This is a genomic window from Clostridium pascui, assembly GCF_016908015.1.
Taxonomy (GTDB): Bacteria; Bacillota; Clostridia; order Clostridiales; family Clostridiaceae; genus Clostridium_AK; species Clostridium_AK pascui.
Window position 1 is genome coordinate 79,043 of the sequence record NZ_JAFBDB010000002.1, and the last position, 18,469, is coordinate 97,511.

At 31.6% G+C, this 18,469-nt stretch carries 16 protein-coding genes and 1 riboswitch; of the genes, 14 read left to right on the forward strand and 2 right to left on the reverse strand.

Translation table 11 applies throughout. From position 1 onward, the window contains the following. Positions 1-26: 26 nt before the first annotated feature. The gene (locus JOC70_RS05555) at positions 27-890 is read left to right on the forward strand and encodes an NAD(P)/FAD-dependent oxidoreductase (RefSeq protein WP_204597901.1); all 864 of its coding nucleotides are present in this window, start codon (positions 27-29) and stop codon (positions 888-890) included. A 72-nt stretch (positions 891-962) separates the two neighbouring features. Here the strand turns inward: JOC70_RS05555 and JOC70_RS05560 are convergent, their stop codons facing one another. Then, a complete protein-coding gene (locus JOC70_RS05560; RefSeq protein WP_204597902.1) occupies positions 963-1,490 on the reverse strand; it encodes a cell wall hydrolase in 528 nt (175 codons plus the stop codon). Between the two features lie 3 nt (positions 1,491-1,493). Then, a riboswitch (cyclic di-AMP (ydaO/yuaA leader) is annotated at positions 1,494-1,616 on the reverse strand. Between the two features lie 27 nt (positions 1,617-1,643). Then, positions 1,644-2,636 (reverse strand): hypothetical protein, encoded by a 993-nt coding sequence (locus JOC70_RS05565; protein ID WP_204597903.1) that lies wholly within the window; start codon positions 2,634-2,636, stop codon positions 1,644-1,646. Positions 2,637-2,797: 161 nt separating this feature from the next. On the opposite strand from JOC70_RS05565, the gene cdaA reads away from it, so the two are divergent. The 13 genes from cdaA (at position 2,798) to JOC70_RS05630 (ending at position 18,445) form a co-directional block, all read left to right on the forward strand. After that, positions 2,798-3,646 carry a diadenylate cyclase CdaA gene (gene cdaA / locus JOC70_RS05570; protein ID WP_204598489.1) on the forward strand — a complete coding sequence of 283 codons (849 nt, stop codon included), beginning with the start codon at positions 2,798-2,800 and terminating at the stop codon, positions 3,644-3,646. After that, positions 3,616-4,836 carry a CdaR family protein gene (locus tag JOC70_RS05575; protein ID WP_204597904.1) on the forward strand — a complete coding sequence of 407 codons (1,221 nt, stop codon included), beginning with the start codon at positions 3,616-3,618 and terminating at the stop codon, positions 4,834-4,836. Before cdaA ends, JOC70_RS05575 begins: the two co-directional genes overlap by 31 nt. Next, complete coding sequence (locus JOC70_RS05580; protein WP_204597905.1) at positions 4,826-6,424, forward strand: NAD(P)/FAD-dependent oxidoreductase; 1,599 nt, start codon at positions 4,826-4,828, stop codon at positions 6,422-6,424. Before JOC70_RS05575 ends, JOC70_RS05580 begins: the two co-directional genes overlap by 11 nt. Positions 6,425-6,613: 189 nt before the next feature. Further along, positions 6,614-7,525 carry a phosphate butyryltransferase gene (gene ptb, locus JOC70_RS05585; protein WP_204597906.1) on the forward strand — a complete coding sequence of 304 codons (912 nt, stop codon included), beginning with the start codon at positions 6,614-6,616 and terminating at the stop codon, positions 7,523-7,525. A 30-nt stretch (positions 7,526-7,555) separates the two neighbouring features. After that, entirely contained in the window at positions 7,556-8,635 is a 1,080-nt protein-coding gene (buk, locus tag JOC70_RS05590; RefSeq protein WP_204597907.1) for a butyrate kinase, read from the forward strand. 181 nt (positions 8,636-8,816) lie between these two features. After that, on the forward strand, positions 8,817-10,166 hold the full coding sequence (gene glmM, locus JOC70_RS05595) for a phosphoglucosamine mutase (RefSeq protein WP_204597908.1): 1,350 nt from the start codon (positions 8,817-8,819) through the stop codon (positions 10,164-10,166). 386 nt (positions 10,167-10,552) lie between these two features. Continuing rightward, complete coding sequence (gene glmS / locus JOC70_RS05600; RefSeq protein ID WP_204597909.1) at positions 10,553-12,385, forward strand: glutamine--fructose-6-phosphate transaminase (isomerizing); 1,833 nt, start codon at positions 10,553-10,555, stop codon at positions 12,383-12,385. A 215-nt stretch (positions 12,386-12,600) separates the two neighbouring features. After that, positions 12,601-13,458, forward strand: a complete 858-nt coding sequence (locus tag JOC70_RS05605) for a metallophosphoesterase (protein WP_204597910.1) — start codon at positions 12,601-12,603, stop codon at positions 13,456-13,458. 212 nt (positions 13,459-13,670) lie between these two features. Continuing rightward, a complete protein-coding gene (locus JOC70_RS05610) occupies positions 13,671-14,237 on the forward strand; it encodes a glycerol-3-phosphate responsive antiterminator (RefSeq protein ID WP_204597911.1) in 567 nt (188 codons plus the stop codon). A 175-nt stretch (positions 14,238-14,412) separates the two neighbouring features. Next, a complete protein-coding gene (locus JOC70_RS05615) occupies positions 14,413-15,846 on the forward strand; it encodes an NAD(P)/FAD-dependent oxidoreductase (RefSeq protein WP_204597912.1) in 1,434 nt (477 codons plus the stop codon). Positions 15,847-15,862: 16 nt separating this feature from the next. Further along, on the forward strand, positions 15,863-17,122 hold the full coding sequence (locus tag JOC70_RS05620) for an NAD(P)/FAD-dependent oxidoreductase (RefSeq protein ID WP_204597913.1): 1,260 nt from the start codon (positions 15,863-15,865) through the stop codon (positions 17,120-17,122). A 5-nt stretch (positions 17,123-17,127) separates the two neighbouring features. Further along, complete coding sequence (locus JOC70_RS05625; protein ID WP_204597914.1) at positions 17,128-17,499, forward strand: DUF1667 domain-containing protein; 372 nt, start codon at positions 17,128-17,130, stop codon at positions 17,497-17,499. Positions 17,500-17,740: 241 nt separating this feature from the next. Beyond that, positions 17,741-18,445, forward strand: coding sequence for an MIP/aquaporin family protein (locus JOC70_RS05630; RefSeq protein ID WP_204597915.1), 705 nt, complete (start codon positions 17,741-17,743; stop codon positions 18,443-18,445). Positions 18,446-18,469 lie beyond the last annotated feature (24 nt).

Below are 18,469 nucleotides of genomic sequence, written 5' to 3' on the forward strand. Positions count from 1 at the left end.
CTATATGATAAAAAGAGGTGTAGTAAATGACTAAAAGATATGATATGGCTATAATAGGAAGCGGACCAGCGGGACTTTCCGCAGCTATAAATGCTAAGATAAGAAATAAGGAGTTTATTATATTTGGAACTGAAAATCTAAGTAATAAGCTGATTAAAGCACCTAAGGTAAATAATTATTTAGGATTTTATGATGTAACTGGAAAAGAACTTAAGGATAACTTTAAGAATCATTTAAACTCAATGGACATACAGATAACAACTGAGAAAATTACAGCAGTTTATGGAATGGGAGATTATTTTGCAGTAATGGCTAATGACAAGACTTATGAAGCTACTACTGTGATAATCGCAACAGGAATGGAATTTACAAAACCATTAAAAGGTGAAGAAGAATTACTTGGAAGAGGAGTAGGGTACTGTGCTACATGCGATGCGCCCCTATATAAGGGAAAAGTTGTAACTATTATAGGATATAATAGAGAAGCAGAAGAAGAGGCTAATTTTGTAAGTGAGTTAGCTTCTAAAGTAAATTATGTACCTATGTACAAGGCAGAATATGATTTGAAAAACAGTATTGAATTAATAGAAGATAATCCTGTTGAAATACAAGGAGAAGCTAAGGTAGAAAAGCTGATTTTAAAGACTTCTCAAATAGAAACAGATGGATTATTTGTGTTAAAGGACAGCGTATCTCCATCACAGTTAGTACCAGGACTTGAAATGGAAAATGGGCATATAAAAGTTGATAGAGAAATGAAGACAAATATACCTGGATGCTTTGCTGCAGGAGATTGTGCAGGAAAGCCGTATCAGTATCTAAAATCTGCTGGAGAAGGCCAAGTAGCAGCATTAAATGCTGTTTCATATATCGATTCATTAAAAAAATAAGTTTATAATCAATGCTTTTAGCCTATGAGAAACTTCTCATAGGCTAAGCTTATTTAAGTTAGTATAGTAAAACTATTTTACTACAAAGAATACATGATTACCTATAACCTTTTGATTACTTTTATCGATATTTTTCATCCAGCCACAGGTAGCTATTTTAGGGTTATAAAAAAATACAGCTTTATTTGTAGGATCTTTACCCTTTAATGCATCAGTAACTGCATTAAAGCTATCTTTATCAGGAGTTAATTTGATAACTCCATTTTTCACACAAGAAAATGCGTAAGGTTGTTTTATTACACCCGACACAGATTTAGGGAAACCAGGATTTTTTACTCTGTTTAATATTACAGATGCTACAGCAATTTTACCCTCATAAGGCTCACCGCGGCTTTCTGCATAAACTACTTGAGCCATTAGATATATATCTTCACTAGTTATATAAATTTTACTTTTATTTTCTCCGAAAACTTCTACTGCAATACTTTGATCATTAAATAAGTCACAATCTATATCAGGTTGAGGCATAGCAGCCAAACTTGTAGTACTGGACAATAATAAAAGATAAGAAGTTAAAATTATACTGATTATCTTTTTCATATGTAGTTCTCTCCTTTTACCGACGGGGTTAGCTGACGGATTAGGTAAAGGTTAACCTTCATAGTAAATATGATTCACCCCAAAACTTGGTTCCCCCGTGTTTTTTTACTTAGGCTAATGATATTGTGCCCGAAAAATCATAAAAGATACATATTAATTTATAGTATTTTCTTTAAAATTTTCATAAGATTCTAAAAAAGAATTAAAGTTATTATTTAGTGTATTATATGATGCTTCTGTTTCATTATAAGTAGAAGTTACTTCTTTAATATAATTAGATGTTTCTTTTTGGTTTTGATATGAAATAACATCTAATTTGAAACTTTGTATATATGAAATATAGTTATTTAAAGTAGTTAAAAACAATTCATATATATATATAGAATTAGAGGGAACAGTTAGTTTAGAAAACTCAGTCTTTATCTCTTGAACTTGTTCTACATTTAAATCAACTATTTCCATCAATGAATCTAAACTAAGGTTTTTGTTTAATCTATCTACGTAATCATTATAATTCATTTTTATATCTATAAAGGAACTTAAAATTTCATCCATACAATCAATAAATTCTTTATATTGTGCAGTATTAATTTCATTAGTTTTTCTAATTCTAATAAGGTCCTCTATATAAGAAATACAATTATTTATATAAGTTTTACTTTTATTAGTTAATGAAATACTTAATCTATTAGTATGGAAAAGTGAATAGTGGTAAAGACATTTATTATTAAGATTTTTTAAGGTTATTAAGGCCTTGTCCATATCTCCTCCTTGAGGATTAGCAAATATAGCAACAAGTTGTTCGTATATATGTATATTATAATTTAAACCTTGTAATAAGTTGTCATATTCGCTAGCGCTTATAGTATTTGCGCCTATATTATTTAAGTTATTTTTAACTTCTTTTAATTCCTTTACTATGATTGGGAGTTCTTCTCTTGATTTTTCTATATCTATGCTCTGTTCTTTTATTAAATTCCAAGTTTTATTATTAGTATTATTAATAGATGTTATACTAATGTGTAATACTTTTTTAGGGCTATTTTTAGTAAAATTCTTTAATAATGAATAGGTGTTAAGTATATTACCTATAATTAGTAATAGGGCAAATGTTATTATGCCTATAATAAGCTTTTTGTTTTTCATTTTAATCCCCCCTTCTAGTTATAATATTCATTAGAATTTAATAAAATTACTTCTAAAAAATTTTATTAATAATTTAATAAATTTTACTTAATAAATTATAAAAATTACTAAGTATAGTGTATAATTATTAATGTAATTAAAGAAATAAGGAGGTGAAGATGTTGGAGATATTACAGGTGATGGTAAATTCAATAAAAAATATAAATGTGTCTTCTATACTAGACATTTTGGCGGTATCATATCTCTTTTATAAAGCATATATGTTGATCAGAGAAACTAGAGCAGAACAACTTTTAAAGGGAATTATACTTATAATAATATTTATTCCAATAAGTAAAGTATTAAGACTTGAAATGCTGTATTGGATTTTAAGTAATACAATTACAATAGGGGTGCTTTCTTTTATTATCATATTTCAACCTGAAATCCGTAGAGCTCTAGAACATATAGGAAGAAGTGCTTTTACTGACAAACATATTTTACAAGATGAGGAAGCAATGGCAAAGGTAATAGAGGAAATAGTTAATGCTGTAGAAAACTTATCTAGAGAAAAAACAGGAGCATTAATAGTAATTGAAAGATTGACAGGACTCGGTGAAATTATAAATACAGGAACTAAATTAGACTCACTAGTATCTTCAGCTCTCCTAGAAAACATATTTGTGGTAAATACTCCCCTTCATGATGGAGCAACTATAATAAGGAATGATAGAATAATTTCTTCGGGATGCTTTTTGCCACTTACAAGCAATAATGAATTAAATAGGGCACTGGGAACAAGGCATAGGGCAGCACTTGGTATATCCGAGAACTCAGATGCAATAATTATAGTAGTTTCAGAAGAAACAGGAACAATATCTTTGGCTGTTAATGGCAATTTAACTAGGAATTACGATAAGGCAAGACTTAAGGATATACTTATGAGAATAATTAAAAAGACTCAAAGTAAAAAATTAAATTTTAAAGAGCGGGTGGTAGCATGGATGAGAGAAACAAAAAAGAGCAGCTAATTATAAAAATATGCTGTCTTATTGCTGCTTTTGGATTATGGTTATATACTACCAACGTATTAAATCCTATAAGAACTTATAAAAAAAGTATTCCAGTAGTTTTAATGAATGCAGATGCAATAGGACAATCAAATTTAACTTTAATTCCTGGACAAAATCCTTCTATAACACTAACATTAAAGGGAACCGCAAATGACGTATATTCTGTTACAGAAAATCAATTTAAAGTAGTAATTGATTTAGGTGCCTATGTGTTAAAAAAGGGAGAAAATATTATCCCCGTAGAGCTTAAAGAAATTCCAAACAATATTAAAGTAGTAAATACTGAAAATCTATGGGCAAAAGTTGAAATAGATGAACTTGAAGAAAAAGTGGTACCTATTAAGACAGATATAGAAGGTAAAGCAAAAGAAGGATATTATGCGTTAAAAACAAATATAAATGAAAACTCTGCTAGAATAACTGGAGCAGCTAGATATGTTGAAAAAGTAGATGCAGTAGTTGCAAAGTATAATATAAGTAATAGAACTTCGGACTTACAGCAGGCAGTTTCATTAAAACCTGTAGATAAAAACAATAATGTTGTAGATTATGTAAAAGTAGAACCTTCATATGTAAATGTTAAGGTACCGATAAAGAAAATAAAAAGTATTCCTATAACAGTTAAAACAACAGGAGAATTATCAGATAAAATTTTAAATAGCATTATTTCTATTCCTAGCTCTATAGAGATAGCTGGAGAGGATGCCCTTATAAATTCTATTACATCTTTAAATACTGAAACAATAGATTTATCTACATCATCTAAAGATGAAATTGATGTAAAATTAATAGTACCCGAAGGAGTTACTCTTATAAATAATAATGGATATGTAAAGGTGAAAATAACTTCAAATAATATTTTACAAAAAACCATATCATCAACGATTAAATTTATTAATAAAGGTGAAGACTATGATGTAACATTAGATGTTTCACAGGTAAATATTATGATAAAAGGTACAGGAGATATTTTGAATGATATAGCAACCTTAGAAAGTTATATAGATTTAAATTCTTTAAAGGAAGGTACACACTCTGTTCCTATAAGTGTAAATATACCAAGTAACGTTAGTTTAGTTTCAATGACTCCAAGTAATATAAATGTAACTATAAAGAAAAAGGTGGTAGAAACTATAAATGGCAATTAAAATAAACAACATAGCACTAGACATAGATGAAGATATATCAATTTTAAAATCTAAAGTAGCTAAAAAATTGAGACTTCCAGAAAAATATATAAAAGATTTTAAAATATTAAAAGAGTCTATTGATGCAAGAAAAAAAAATCTTATTAAGATTAATTATGCTGTAGAGATTACTTGTGATGATGAAGAAAGGGTAGTTTTAAAAGCAAATGATAAAGATGTAAAAATAGAAGAACAAAATTGTGAGGAGAATTTTCCCTTTGGAGAAAAAAAGTTAAGCCACAGACCAGTAATTATAGGCATGGGGCCAGCAGGGATGTTTGCTGGCCTTTTATTATCGCAAAAAGGGTATAATCCTATAATAGTAGAAAGAGGAGAAGCGGTAGAGGAAAGAACTAAATCCATTAATAAGTTTTGGAAAGAAGGAATATTAAAGGAAAGTTCTAATGTTCAATTTGGTGAAGGTGGGGCAGGAACTTTTTCTGATGGGAAGCTAACTACTAGAATAAAGGATACAAGATGTGACTTTATTTTAGAAGAGTTTATAAGGTGTGGTGCACCAGAGGAAATAAAATATATGGGGAAACCTCATATTGGTACAGATATATTAAAAGAAGTTGTAAAAAATATTAGAAAAGAAATAATAAGACTTGGGGGAGAAGTTTACTTTAATCATCAAATGCAAGATCTTATTATTAAAGATGGTAACTTAAAAGCTATAATAGCTAATGATAAAGAAATACCTTGTGAAGTTGCAGTGCTTTCAATAGGTCATAGTGCAAGAGATACCTATGAGCTTCTACATAATAAAAATATATTTTTAGAGCCTAAACCCTTTGCAATAGGAGTGAGGGCAGAGCATGTTCAATCATTTATTGATGAAAATCAATATGGAAAATATGCAGGCCATCCAAGGCTTAGGGCAGCCGATTATAGGCTTGCATATACAAGTGACAAGACAGGAAGAGGAGTATATAGCTTTTGTATGTGTCCTGGAGGATATGTTGTAGCCGCTTCATCAGAGGAAAATAAAATTGTGACTAATGGAATGAGTTATCATAAAAGAGATGGAAAAAATGCCAATTCAGCAATAGTTGTATCTGTAAGCCCAGAGGATTTTGAAGGAAGTAGCCCATTAAAAGGAATGGAATTTCAAAGACATTATGAAAGCTTAGCATACAAAACTACCAATAGTTATATGGCACCAGTTCAGCTTTTAGGAGATTTTATGAAAGACGAGATAAGTAAGGGTATAGGCAAGGTAGAGCCTACATATAAACCTGGATATGAGTTTTCAGACTTAAGAAAATGTCTACCTTCTTATGTAATAGAATCCCTAAAGGATGGTTTTATAAACTTTGATAAGAAGATAAAAGGTTTTGGGGATAAGGACACGGTGCTTACAGGAATAGAAACTAGAACTTCTGCTCCAGTAAGAATTACAAGAAATGAAGACCTACAGAGTATTTCACTGAAGGGACTTTACCCAGCGGGAGAAGGAGCAGGATATGCAGGTGGAATAATATCCGCAGCAGTAGATGGATTAAGGGTAGCAGAAAGTATAATGAAGGAATGGGCACCTATAATATAATTAAAAGCTTTGATTTAAATAGTAAGTATAATCTACTTAATTTAAGTCAAAGCTAAAAATTTAATAACTTAATTTTCTGAAAAACAGTGATTTTATGAAAATATTTGATACAATAAACATGAGATATTATAACAGTTTAGATAGTTAAAAATTTATCAATCATAAATAATTTTAAAGAGGTGTATTTCAATGATTAGAAGTTTTGATGAAGTTTTACAAAAGCTTAAAAGTCTTGAAACTAAAAAAGTAGCAGTAGCTGTAGCACAAGATGAACCAGTTCTTGAAGCAGTTAGAGATGCAAAGAAGAATGGTATTGCTGATGCTATATTAGTAGGTCACAAAGAAGAAATAGAAAAGATAGCGGACAAAATAGGAATGAATTTAAGTGACTTTGAAATAATAGACGAGCCAAACGTTGCAAAAGCATCCTTAAAGGCTGTAGAATTAGTATCTACAGGAAAAGCAGATATGTTAATGAAAGGTTTAGTTGATACAGCAACTTTCTTAAGATCTGTTTTAAATAAAGAAATTGGACTAAGAACAGGAAAAACTATGTCCCACGTAGCAGTTTTTGAAACAGAAAAATTTGATAGATTATTATTATTAACAGATGTTGCTTTTAATACATATCCTGAACTTAAGGAGAAAGTTGATATAATACATAATGCTGCATCAGTTGCACATGCTCTTGGAATAGAAAAACCTAAAGTTGCAGCAGTATGTGCTGTAGAAGTTGTAAATCCAAAGATGCCTGAAACTATAGACGCTTCTTTACTTGCAAAGATGAGTGATAGAGGACAGATTAAGGGATGCGTTGTAGATGGACCTTTCGCACTTGACAATGCATTATCTGAAGAAGCTGCAAAACATAAGAAGGTTACAGGGGAAGTAGCAGGTAAGGCAGATGTATTATTACTTCCAAATATCCATGCAGGTAACATAATGTATAAGACTTTAACTTATACAACTGATTCTAAAAATGGATGCTTACTTGTAGGAACAACTGCACCAGTTGTATTAACTTCTAGAAATGATAGTCATGAAACAAAGATGTATTCAATAGCTCTTGCAGCATTAGTAGCTGACAATATGAAGAAATAATTTATAATTATAATATATGGAGGTAACAAAATGTCATACAAATTATTGATAATAAACCCAGGTTCTACTTCTACAAAAATAGGTGTATTTGAAGATGAAAATTTACTATTTGAAGAAACTTTAAGACATTCTTCAGAGGAAATAGGAAGATATGAAACAGTATATGATCAGTTTCAGTTTAGACAAGAAGTTATATTAAATGTACTAAAGGAAAAGGGATTTGATATAGCTACTTTAAGTGCAGTAGTAGGAAGAGGCGGACTCTTAAAACCTATCGAAGGAGGCACATATGCTGTAAATGATGCTATGCTTCATGATCTTAAAGTAAGCGTACGTGGACAGCATGCTTCAAACTTAGGTGGAATAATTGCAAATGAAATTGCTACTTCACTTAATATACCATCATTTATAGTAGATCCAGTTGTTGTAGATGAACTTCAAGATATAGCAAGAATTTCTGGTATGCCAGAAATAGAAAGAACTAGTATATTCCATGCTTTAAATCAAAAAGCTGTTGCAAGAAAATATGCTAAAGAACACGGAAAAGATTATGCAGATGTAAACTTAATAGTAGCTCACATGGGTGGTGGTTCATCTGTTGGAGCACATAAAAATGGAAGAATCGTTGATGTAAACAATGCATTAGATGGAGAAGGTCCATTTTCACCAGAAAGAAGTGGCGGAGTTCCAATAGGAGATCTAGTAAGACTTTGTTACTCAGGAAAATATACTTTACCAGAAATGATTAAAAAGATAAATGGAAAAGGTGGTACAGTAGCATACCTTGGAACAAATGACTTTAGAGATGTTGAAAATAAAGGATTAGAAGGCGGCGAAGAATATAAGGAATATAAGCTTATATTAGATGCATTTATATATCAAATGGGTAAAGAAATAGGAAAATGTGCAGCCGTTCTAGCTGGTAAAATAGACGCTATAATATTAACTGGAGGAATTGCTTACAGTAAATATGTAGTAGCTGAAATTAAAAAGATGGTTGAATTTATGGCTCCTGTAGTACCATATCCTGGAGAAGATGAATTATTAGCATTAGCTCAAGGAGCAATAAGAGTACTATCTGGAGAAGAAAAAGCAAAAGAATATAAATAATTATATGTGATTATAAAGGTCTGGCGGTAGCGCCGGACCTTTACTTTTGTCGAATTAACTAACAGGCATTCTGTTGAGATAATATATAAATTGTATTATAATAGGTCTATATGTTTGAATTTTAACAATAAAATTGCATAAACTTATATTACATAAAACATAGAAGAGAGAGGTATTATCTATGGATAGAATGTTTGGAACGGATGGAGTAAGAGGTATAGCAAACCAAGAACTTACATCAAGACTTGCATACGATTTAGGAAGAGCAGGTGCACATATATTAACAGAAGGTACTCATAAGCCTAAAATCTTAGTAGGAATGGATACAAGAATATCAGGACATATGCTTGAAAGCGCATTAGTAGCAGGCATACTCTCTGTAGGAGCTGAGGCAGTTTGTGTAGGGATTGTACCAACTCCAGCTATAGCATATTTAACAAGAAAATATGGAGCAGATGCAGGGGTGGTAATTTCAGCATCTCATAATCCAGTTGAATATAATGGGATAAAGTTTTTTAACAAAAATGGATATAAACTTTCTGATGATTTAGAAGATAAGATACAAGCTGTAATAGAAGAAAACTTTGAAGGAGTACCTTCACCTATAGGAGAAAATATAGGAAGAAAGATTGTTGAAGAAGCGGCTATAGAAGATTATATAGAATTTGCAAAGTCTACTATAGATACAAATCTAAAGGGATTAAAGGTTGCACTAGATTGTGCCAATGGAGCAGCTTATGAAACAGCAGTTCAAACCTTTAGGGCATTAGGAGCAGAAGTAGTAGTTATAAATAATGATCCCGATGGATTCAATATAAATAAGAACTGTGGATCTACTCACCCTGAAGAGCTAATGGATTACGTTGTAAAAAAAGGATGTGACCTAGGATTAGCTTTTGACGGGGATGCAGATAGATGTTTAGCAGTAGATGAAAATGGAAAATTAATAAATGGAGATTTTATAATGTCCATTTGTGGTAAGCATATGAAGGATACAGGAAAACTAGATAAGGATACTATAGTTATAACTGTTATGAGTAATCTAGGTATGCATATAGCCATGAAAAGAGAAGGCATCAATTTTATAACTACTAAGGTAGGGGATAGATACGTGCTTGAAGAAATGGTTAAGGATGGGTATAAAATTGGAGGAGAACAATCAGGACATATTATTTTCTTAGATTATAATACAACTGGAGATGGGCTTATTACAGGACTTCAATTATCAGCTATTATAAAAAACACTGGTAAGAAGTTATCGGAACTTGCTTCTGTAATGAAAGAACTTCCTCAAGTACTTGTAAATGCAAGGATACCTAATGATAAAAAAGATATATATATAACAGATGAAGAAATAGCATCAGAAATTAAAGGTATAGAAGATAAAATGAAAGGTAACGGAAGGGTTCTAATAAGACCATCAGGAACAGAGCCATTAGTGAGAGTAATGCTTGAAGGAGAAGATCAATCTGAAATAGATGAAATAGCACACTCCTTAGCTAAATTAATAGAACAGAAGGCAAATCAATAATTAAAAGTATGTATAGTGAACATCTTATAATAAAAAAGATGTTCACTAAAACTATTTCTGAAGTTTTTATTAAATTTTCATTTACCATTGACCAAATTCAATATAAAAAATATAATGAATTAGATGCCTTTTTATTAAAAAGGACAAAAGGGGTGATAGTTAAGTAGGAAATTTTGGATGATTTAAATTTAAAGCGCCAGGACTCCATTGGAGTTGACGAGGATGGGGAGTATCGAATCTTCGGCGGGTGCCCCACGGTATCGCACTACCGTTAACGGCTTATAAAATCTAAAAGCGATTTTAGACACAAAATAAGCCAGGTGTTAAAAACTTTCATATACCTAAGGTATATCATATTAAATTAAATTTGAAAGGAAGAATAAATTATGTGCGGAATAGTAGGTTATATAGGCAAAAGACAGGCGTCTTCACTTTTAGTTGAAGGGCTTTCAAAATTAGAATATAGGGGATATGATTCATCAGGTGTTGCTATAATGGACCCCGATAGTGATGATATCAATGTAGTAAAATGCAAAGGCAGACTTGCAAATTTAGAAGCAAAGTTAAATAATACTCCATTAAACGGAACACTTGGAATTGGTCATACAAGATGGGCTACTCATGGTGAGCCATCTGACTTAAATTCTCATCCTCATAGTAATTCAGATGAAACTATAAGTGTTGTTCATAATGGTATAATTGAAAATTATATAAATTTAAGAGAATGGTTAACTTCTAAGGGATATAAGTTCTTATCTGAAACAGATACAGAAGTTATACCTCATTTAGTAGATTACTACTATAAAGGTGACTTATTAGATGCAGTTATGAAGGCAGTTTCTAAAATGGAAGGAAGCTATGCTATAGGTGTTGTATGTAGTAAAGAACCTGATAAACTTGTAGCAGTAAGAAAAGACAGTCCACTTATTGTAGGACTTGGAAAAGATGAGTGTTTTATTGCTTCTGATATACCAGCAGTATTAAATCATACAAGAGATATTTATCTTTTAAATGATAAAGAATTTGTTTTAATGACAAGAGATGGTATAAAGCTATTTACAGAAGACAAGGAAGAAATAAAAAAGGATATATATCATGTAACATGGAATGCCGATGCTGCTGAAAAGGGCGGATATGAAGATTTCATGCTAAAGGAAATTCATGAGCAACCAAAGGTTATAAAGGATACTATGACATCAAGAGTTATGCCTGGAAAACCAATTACTCTTGACGATATAACTATAACTCATGATCAGATAGAAAATATATCAAAGATTTATATAGTAGCATGCGGAACTGCTTATCATGCAGGAGTAGTTGGGAAATATGTTATAGAAAAGTTAGCAAGAATACCAGTTGAAATAGATATAGCTTCAGAATTTAGATATAGAAATCCTATAATAGATGAAAAGACATTAATGATAGTTATAAGTCAATCTGGTGAAACAGCAGATACTTTAGCAGCATTAAGAGAAGCTAGAATTCGTGGAGCAAGAGTTATTGCTGTAACTAATGTAGTGGGAAGTTCAGTTTCAAGAGAAGCAGATGATGTATTATATACTTGGGCAGGACCAGAAATTGCAGTTGCATCAACAAAGGCTTATGAAACTCAGCTTATAGCTATGTATATAATTGCTTTATACTTTGCTCAGCATAAGAAAACTTTAAGTGAAGAAGAGTTAGAAAGCTTAAAAGAAGAAATGCTTACACTACCTGAAAAAGCAGAAGAGTGCTTAAAGCATAAAGAAGTAATACAAAAGTTTGCAGCAAAGACATACATGCATAAAGATATGTTCTTCTTGGGAAGAGGACTTGATTATGCGGTAGCTATGGAAGGATCCTTGAAGCTTAAGGAAATATCATATATACACTCAGAAGCATATGCAGGTGGAGAATTAAAGCACGGCCCAATAGCTTTAATAGAAGATGGAACTATAGTTGTTGCATTAGCAACTCAAGATGATTTATTTGATAAAATGGTAAGCAACGTAAAGGAAGTTAAAACAAGAGGAGCTAATGTGCTTGGAATAGCATTTGAAGGAAATGAAAGCATAGAAAAAACAGTGGATTCAGCAATTTATTTACCAAGAATAAATCCATTATTTGCTCCATTACTTTCAGTAATACCACTTCAATTATTCTCTTATTATTCAGCAGTTCAGAAGGGCTGCGACGTTGATAAACCAAGAAATTTAGCAAAATCAGTTACAGTGGAATAAGTTTTAGATAAATACAATTTTTATAATCAATAATAAAGCTTGATTGAGCCTCGTGAGAGTAATAAAGGAAAAACCTTTCGTACTTTCACGAGTTTTTTTATTTGCTGCTATGCATCTAGTAGCAGCACAAGTAAAGTAAGTGTTGTTGAAGATTGATTAAACATAATAGTATAATTATAAGGTGTAGATTAAGGAAAGTATGGTGAGGTTTTTAAATGAAACTCAAATCAAAAAGAAGCAGAAACCATTTCATAATATTCTTTATAATTATAGGTTTAGTTATATTTTTTATATGGCAAAATAATGATATTGTTATATCAACTTATGAATATAGAAATTTAAAAGTTCCTAAGGGTTTTTATAACTATAAAATTGTTCAGATTTCAGATTTACACAATAAAAATTATCATGATAAATTATCAAAAAAAGTTAAAGAAATTAATCCTGATATCATTGTAATAACTGGAGATTTAATTGATAGGCGGAATACTAGAATTGATATAGCAGTAGAATTTGTACAGCAAATGGTTAAAATAGCACCTACATACTATGTTTCAGGAAACCATGAGCAATTGTCGGGAGAATATGATGAACTAAAAGAAAAATTGGAAGAGCTAAATGTAATAAATATCGATAATTCCTATGCTGTATTAAATCAAGGAGGAAATAGTATTGGTCTAATGGGAATAGCTGACCCTGCAATACAGCAGAGCGAAGGAACTTATCTTTGGGGTGATAACAGAGAGTATATTAAAAATGGTCTTGAAGAATTATTTAAAAATATAGATACCAATTTTAATATTTTACTTTCTCATAGACCAGAACAATTTAGCATATATAAAGAGATAAATGTTAATTTAGTTTTTAGTGGGCATGCACATGGAGGACAAATCAGGGTTCCATTTATTGGTGGACTAGTTGCACCAAATCAAGGCTTATTCCCCAAATACACAGGTGGAGTATACAATGATGGAGAAACATCAATGGTTGTAAGCCGAGGGTTAGGAAATAGTATTTTTCCTCTCCGAGTTTTTAATCGACCAGAGTTAGTGGTGGTTACTTTGAAAAAATAGTAAGTCTATACTATGTATATTCACATTTACGTAAATTAAAAGAATTTGCAGATAATCTAAAAATTATTATAGATAAGTTTAGTATATAAGAAGAAAACTTAGATAAGAATAAAGTCTCTAGAGCAAATTAATTACTAGAGACTTTTTTTATTTACTATTATTAAAATATTTTTGCTATAATGGTATTACAAAGATGATGGGGAGTGGAAAGTGTGAAAAATGATTTTTATGATAGATTGAGTATTAATCCGATAATAGCTGCTGTGAAGGACCTGGTTACTCTAGAGAAGGCTATAAAATCCCCTTGTGAAGTGATTTTTTTACTTACAGGAAATATATGCAATATTAAAGATATAGTTAGTAGAGTAAAAGCAGAAAATAAGAAGATATATATACATGTAGATTTAATGGAGGGATTTGCAAGAGATTCCTATGCACTAACCTACATAAAAGAAAATATAAAACCAGATGGAATAATAACTACTAAATCTAATTTAATAAAAATAGCTAAGGAGCTTGGAATCTTTGCTATACAGCGATTGTTTATAATAGATAATTTATCACTAAAAAGTGGGATACATTCTATAAATACTGTAAGGCCAGACGCTATAGAGGTTATGCCAGGGGTTATGCCTAAGATAACAAAGGAGATAAAAAGGCAGGTAAATGTTCCTATAATTACAGGAGGACTAATAAGTGATAAGGAAGATGTAATAGGAAGTATCAATGCAGGAGCATTAGGGATATCTACAAGCAAAGAATATATATGGAATATGTAAAAGAAAACATGTTATAAACTGTCTGCGGAGTGCTTGACTACAAAAAAGTATAATGCTATAATAAATACATAATATAATACTAAAAGGCAGAGTATAGAGAGCCATGATTTTAAAGGATATAGTTAAATATCCTTTTAAGTCATGGCTCTTTTTGAATAAAGAGGGAGGAAAAAATATGTTTGATATAGTCATTGTTGGAGCTGGGGTTATAGGTTGTAGTATTGCAAGAGAGCTATCAAGATATAATTTAAATATTTGTGTACTAGAAAAGGACTCAGATGTAGCAGCAGGCACATCTAAGGCTAATAGTGGGATAGTACATGCAGGCTTTGATGCAAAGCCAAATACTTTAAAAGGAAAGCTAAATGCAAAAGGAAATGCTATGTTTGATATGCTTTCAAAGGAATTAGATTTCCCATTTAAGAGAAATGGTTCTTTAGTGCTATGCTTTGATGAAAATGATGTTGATAAATTAGAGGAACTAAAAGTAAAAGGTGAGAATAATGCCGTACCAGGAATTGAAATATTAAATAAAGAAGAAGTACTGAAATTAGAGCCAAGCATAAATGAAAATGTAGTAGCAGCTTTATATGCACCAACTGGAGGAATTGTATGTCCTTATGAGATGACTATAGCTTATGCTGAAAATGCATATTCAAATGGAGTAGAATTTAAACTTAATACTGAAGTTAAAAATATAGAAAAAGTTGAAGATGGGTTTATTATTGAAACTAGTGAAGGTAGTTTTAAAAGCAAAGTAGTTATAAATGCAGCTGGATTATTTGCAGATGATTTAAATAATATGATAAGTAAAAATAAAATAAATATCATAGCTAGAAAAGGAGAATATTGCCTTTTTGATAAAGCAGCTGGTGCTATGGCAACAAGAACTCTTTTCCAGCTACCAACAAAGATGGGTAAAGGAGTACTAGTAACGCCTACTGTGGATGGAAACTTACTTATAGGACCCAATGCAGTAGATGTACAAGATAGAACTGATATGGGCACAACTCAAGATGGCTTAGATGGTATATTAAATAAAGCTAAGATGACACTAAAGGAGATACCAATGAGACAAGTCATCACTTCCTTTTCAGGACTTAGAGCTCACAGCACAGCGGATGATTTTATAATAGGAGAAGCTGAAGATGTAGAAGGATTTATAAATGTAGCTGGGATAGAATCACCAGGACTTTCAAGTGCACCTGCCATAGCAAAAATGGTTGAAGGCATAGTGGTCGAAAAATTGTCTCCAGCTAGAAATGAAAAATTTAATCCTATAAGACAAGGAATTCCTAAGTTTAGGGAAATGGATAATGAAGAAAGAAGGAATCTAATAAATAAAGATTCATCTTACGGCAAAATGGTATGCAGATGTGAAACAGTAACAGAAGGTGAAATACTAAGTGCTATAAGAAGACCACTTGGGGCAAGAGACTTAGACGGAGTTAAAAGAAGAACAAGAGCGGGTATGGGAAGATGCCAATCAGGTTTCTGCTCAACAAAGATAGTTTCAATCCTATCAAGGGAATTAAATGTACCTGAAATTGAGATCACTAAGTTTGGTGGAAACTCTAGGCTGCTAATAGGAAGAAATAAGGAAATATAGTTTGGGGGAGTGGAAAATGAGACAGCATGATATAGTAATAATAGGTGGAGGTCCTGCAGGTCTTGCTGCTGCAATAGGAGCAAGGGAAGAAGGAATAGAAGATATATTAATATTAGAGAGAGATAATTGCCTCGGAGGAATACTAAATCAATGTATTCATAATGGATTCGGGCTTCATACTTTTAAAGAAGAGCTTACAGGACCAGAGTATGCTGAAAGATTTGTAGATAAAGTAAAAGAAATGAATGTACCATATAAGTTAAATACTATGGTTATAGATATAAATAAAGATAAAATTATAACAGCAGTTAATGAAGAAGATGGTATTTTAGAAATTAAAGCAAAATCTATAATTCTAGCTATGGGATGTCGTGAAAGACCAAGAGGGGCTATAAACATACCAGGAAGCAGATGTGCAGGTATATATTCTGCAGGAGCTGCTCAAAAGTTCGTAAATATTGATGGATACATGCCAGGTAAGGAAGTAGTTATTCTTGGTTCTGGAGATATAGGACTTATAATGGCAAGAAGAATGACTCTAGAAGGTGCTAAGGTTAAGGCTGTTGTTGAACTTATGCCATATTCAGGAGGACTTAAGAGAAATATTGTTCAATGTTTAGATGATTTTGGTATTCCATTAAAGCTTGCTCACACTGTTACTGATATAAAAGGAAAAGATAGACTTGAAGGGGTTACTATAGCAAAGGTGGATGAGAATCGTAAACCTATAAAAGGAACAGAGGAGTATATTCCTTGTGATACTCTACTTTTATCAGTAGGTCTTGTTCCAGAAAATGAATTGTCTGCAAAGGCTGATGTGGAGTTGTCACAAGTTACAGGAGGTCCGATAGTTAACGAAAGTCTTCAAACTAACATTGAAGGAGTTTTTGCTTGCGGAAATGTACTTCATGTTCATGACTTAGTTGATTATGTTACAGAGGAAAGTGTAAGTGCAGGAAAAAATGCTGCAAGATATATAAACGGACAAACTTTTAATAAGACTGGAATAGAGGTAATTGCAACAAATGGAGCTAGATATACAGTTCCTAAGTTTATTAACCCGGAAAATATAAATAAGTTAATAGATTTAAGATTTAGAGTTGGAGATGTTTATAAAGATAATTATATTTCTATTTACTTTGATGAAGTAAGAGAAATGCATATAAAGAAAAGAATACTTACTCCAGGGGAAATGGAAACAGTAAAACTTACAAAAGCATTATTTGAAAAACATCCAGATTGTAAGAATATTACTGTTAAGGTGGAAGGAGAGTAATAGTTATGAGTGAAAAGAGAGAATTAACCTGCATTGGTTGTCCAGTAGGCTGTATGCTAGAAGTAACACTAGAAGATGGAATGGTAGTAGATGTAAAGGGAAATACATGTCTAATAGGAAAAAATTATGCAGAAAGAGAATGTACTAATCCTACAAGAATAGTTACTTCATCTGTTAAAGTAGGAAATGGAGAAATTGACGCAGTTTCTGTGAAAACAAAATCAGATATTCCAAAAAATAAAATTATGCAATGCATAGAAGAACTTAGAGGTGTAGTTGTAGAAGCTCCCGTAAATATTGGAGATATTATACTAACAAATGTTGCTGGAACAGGAGTTAATGTAATTGCTACCAAAAGTATTGCAAAAATGAACTAGGTAGTATATAATATAAATATAGAGATTTTTCAGAAAATATTTTTAAAAATAAAATATTTGGGCGGAGATATGAGAGCCATTATTAGGAAAAGGATATTATCCTTTTCTTAGTAATGGCTTTTTTACGCTCCTTATTAAATCTACTTTATGAAAATGGTTTCAACCATATGCAGCGATTAAATTTATATCAAATAGATATAAATTTAATATAAAAAATAACAAGGACTAAGGGGGAGTATGTATGTCTAGTCTTATGGGCGAGTTTTTAGGGACAATGATGTTAATTCTACTAGGTGATGGAGTAGTGGCAGGTGTAGCTTTGAATAAAAGCAAAGCTCAAAATGCCGGATGGATGGTTGTAACCGCTGCTTGGGCATGTGCAGTTGCAATTCCAGCATTTATATTTGGAGTTGTAAGTGGCGCTCATTTTAATCCAGCTCTTACAATAGCTTTAGCTGCTATTGGGAAATTTTCTTGGGCACAAGTTCCAGGATATATAATAGCTCAATTTTTAGGAGCTATTGCAGGAGCTACTTTGGTATGGCTTGCTTATTTACCACATTGGGCAGAAACAGAAGATAAGTCAGCAAAGCTGGGAGTATTCTGTACAGCACCAGCAATAAGAAATACTACAGGAAATCTTATAACTGAAATAATAGGTACTTTTGTATTAGTATTTGGAATTTTAGGACTTGGTCAAGTTAAGATGGCAGATGGACTTGGAACTTTAGCGGTAGGATTACTAATATTAGTTATAGGTCTTTCTTTAGGAGCACCTACAGGATATGCTATAAATCCAGCTAGAGATTTAGGACCTCGTATAGCACATGCAATACTTCCGATAGCAGGCAAGGGAGATTCTGATTGGGAATATTCATGGATACCAGTTATAGGACCAATTATAGGAGCATTAGCTGGGGCTATATTATTTGTGATAGTCTTTTAATGTAAATATTATTAACCAATATTG